Origin of the sequence: Synechococcus sp. R70.1 (assembly GCF_047461675.1) — a bacterium.
In the GTDB taxonomy this organism is placed as follows: domain Bacteria; phylum Cyanobacteriota; class Cyanobacteriia; order Thermostichales; family Thermostichaceae; genus Thermostichus.
This window is the reverse complement of record NZ_JANSHR010000106.1, coordinates 1-2,362: the sequence shown is the minus strand read 5'-3', so window position 1 is coordinate 2,362 and position 2,362 is coordinate 1. Positions and strand designations below refer to the sequence as shown.

2 protein-coding genes and 1 tRNA gene are annotated in these 2,362 nt (G+C 67.7%); 1 reads left to right on the top strand and 2 read right to left on the bottom strand.

From position 1 onward, the window contains the following. Positions 1-558, bottom strand: a 558-nt coding sequence (gene leuD / locus NW807_RS10495) for a 3-isopropylmalate dehydratase small subunit (protein WP_414426069.1), incomplete at its 3' end; no start/stop codon positions are given. A gap of 3 nt (positions 559-561) precedes the next feature. Beyond that, entirely contained in the window at positions 562-1,974 is a 1,413-nt protein-coding gene (gene leuC / locus NW807_RS10490; protein ID WP_414426068.1) for a 3-isopropylmalate dehydratase large subunit, read from the bottom strand. Positions 1,975-2,169: 195 nt separating this feature from the next. Here leuC and NW807_RS10485 point away from each other — a divergent pair. Next, positions 2,170-2,256, top strand: a tRNA-Leu gene (locus NW807_RS10485). Positions 2,257-2,362: the final 106 nt, after the last annotated feature.

The window sequence follows — 2,362 nt, the reverse complement described above, 5'->3', positions numbered from 1 at the left end:
AAGCTCCCCGGCCTCCAGAAGCTCGCCGATGGGGTCCCAGAGCCCCTCCACCAAAGCCTCCCGGGCCTCCTCCCGGATGAAGATGGGGGCCACCCTGTCCCCGAAGCGGACCTCCTTGTTCACCAAGTCAATCTCCACCTCCAGCTCGGGGTTCGCCTCCACCGCCTGGAAGAGGACGGAGAGGTCCTCCGGGGCCAGGCTCACGCAGGGGAGGCCGATGGCCGTGGCGTTGCCGAAGAAGATCTCGGCGAAGCTCTCGCCGATGACGGCCCTGAAGCCCGCCCGCTTGATGGCCTGGGGGGCGTGCTCCCGGCTGGAACCGGAGCCGAAGCCCGACTCCACCAGGAGGATGGTGGCCCCCCCGTAGCGGGGGTCGTTCAGGGGGTGGGGCTTGGGGTTGCCCGCCTCGTCAAAGCGCTCGTCGTAAAAGAGGTACTGGCCCAGCCCCTCAAAGGTGATGCTCTTCATGAAGCGGGCGGGGATGATGCGGTCGGTGTCTATGTCCTCGCCCCTGATGGGCACGGCGCGACCCTTGATGACGGTGAACTTCTCCAGCATGGCTCACCTCCCGATGCCAAAGACTTCCCGGGCGTCGGCGATCTCTCCGGTCACGGCGGCGGCGGCCACCATGACCGGGCTCATGAGGACGGTGCGGCCCCTGGGGCTTCCCATCCTCCCCTTGTAGTTGCGGTTGGAGCTACTGGCCGCCAGCTCGTCCCCTTCCAGGCGGTCCGGGTTCATGGCCAGGCACATGGAGCACCCCGGCATCCGCCACGCAAACCCGGCCTCGCGGAAGACCTCGGCGATGCCCTCCTCCTCCGCCTTTTTAGCCACCCACTCCGAGCCCGGCACCACCAGGGCCCGCACCCCTTTCTTCACCCTGTGCCCCTTGAGGTGGCGGGCCACCTCCCGGAGGTCGGAGAGCCTGGCGTTGGTGCAGCTGCCGATGAAGGCCACCTGGACGGGCACCCCCTTGATGGGCTGGCCGGGCCTGAAGCCCATGTAGGCCAGGGCCTCCTCGGCCACGGCCCTTTCTTCCTCGGGGAGCTCCTCCAGAAGGGGTATCCGCCCGTCTATGGGGATGGCCTGCCCGGGGGTGATGCCCCAGGTGACCGTGGGGGGGATCTCCTCGGCCCGGAAGCTGACCACGTCGTCGTAGGTGGCGTCGGGGTCGGAGCGGAAGGAAAGCCAGCGCTTCTTGGCCTCCTCCCACTCAGGCCCCTTGGGGCTATAGGGGCGGCCCTCGAGGTAGGCGAAGGTGGTCTCGTCGGGGTTCACGTAGCCGATGCGGGCCCCGCCCTCAATGGACATGTTGCAAAGGGTCATGCGGCTTTCCATGTCCATGGCCTCCACGGCGCTTCCCCCGTACTCGTAGGCGTAGCCCAGGCCCCCCTTCACCCCCAGGTGGCGGATGATGTGGAGGATCACGTCCTTGGCGTAGCCCCCGGGGCCCAGCCTCCCCTCCACGTTGATGCGCCGCACCTTGAGCTTCTGGGCCGCCAGGGTCTGGGTGGCCAGCACGTCCCGCACCTGGCTGGTGCCGATGCCGAAGGCCACGGCCCCGAAGGCCCCGTGGGTGGAGGTGTGGGAGTCGCCGCAGGCGATGGTCATCCCGGGCTGGGTGAGGCCCAGCTGGGGGCCGATGACGTGGACGATGCCCTGGTTGCCGCTGCCCAGGTCAAAGAAGGTGATGCCGTGCTCCCGGGTGTTGCGCCTCAGGGCCTCCAGCATGGCCTGGGCCAGGGGGTCCTGGAAGGGCTCGCTGCGGTCGTGGGTGGGGACGATGTGGTCCACGGTGGCGAAGGTGCGGTGGGGGTAGCGTACCTTGAGGCCCAGGTCCTTCAGCATCCCGAAGGCCTGGGGGCTCGTGACCTCGTGGAGGAGGTGGAGGTCTATGAAGAGCTGGCTCTGCCCGCTCCGGAGCTTCTTCACCTCGTGGGCTTCCCAAACCTTCTCGTAGAGCGTTTTTCCCATGGTTCCCCTCCCTGGTAGGCAAAAACCCCCGGGGGTTTAGGCCCGGGGGAAAGCGGAAAGGCCTCCCTAGACCGGGCCTGCCCGGCCTAGGGATAGCAGGATGCCCCGCCGCATTGCCCTATAGCCTAAGGGCCTTCAGGCTTTTGGTCAAGCTTGACGTAAGGGGCTTCCTCCCCTACAATGACCCTTGCGTCTGCCGGGGTGGCGGAATTGGTAGACGCGCACGATTCAGGGTCGTGTGTCCTCGCGGACGTGCGGGTTCAAGTCCCGCCCCCGGCACCAGGTGGCCCCGCTCAGGCGGGGCTTCCCTTTTGGTTGACGGCTTTGGGCCCTGCCCGTACCCTAGGGGTAATGAAGCGCGTCCTCTCCGGCATCCAGCCCTCGGGGG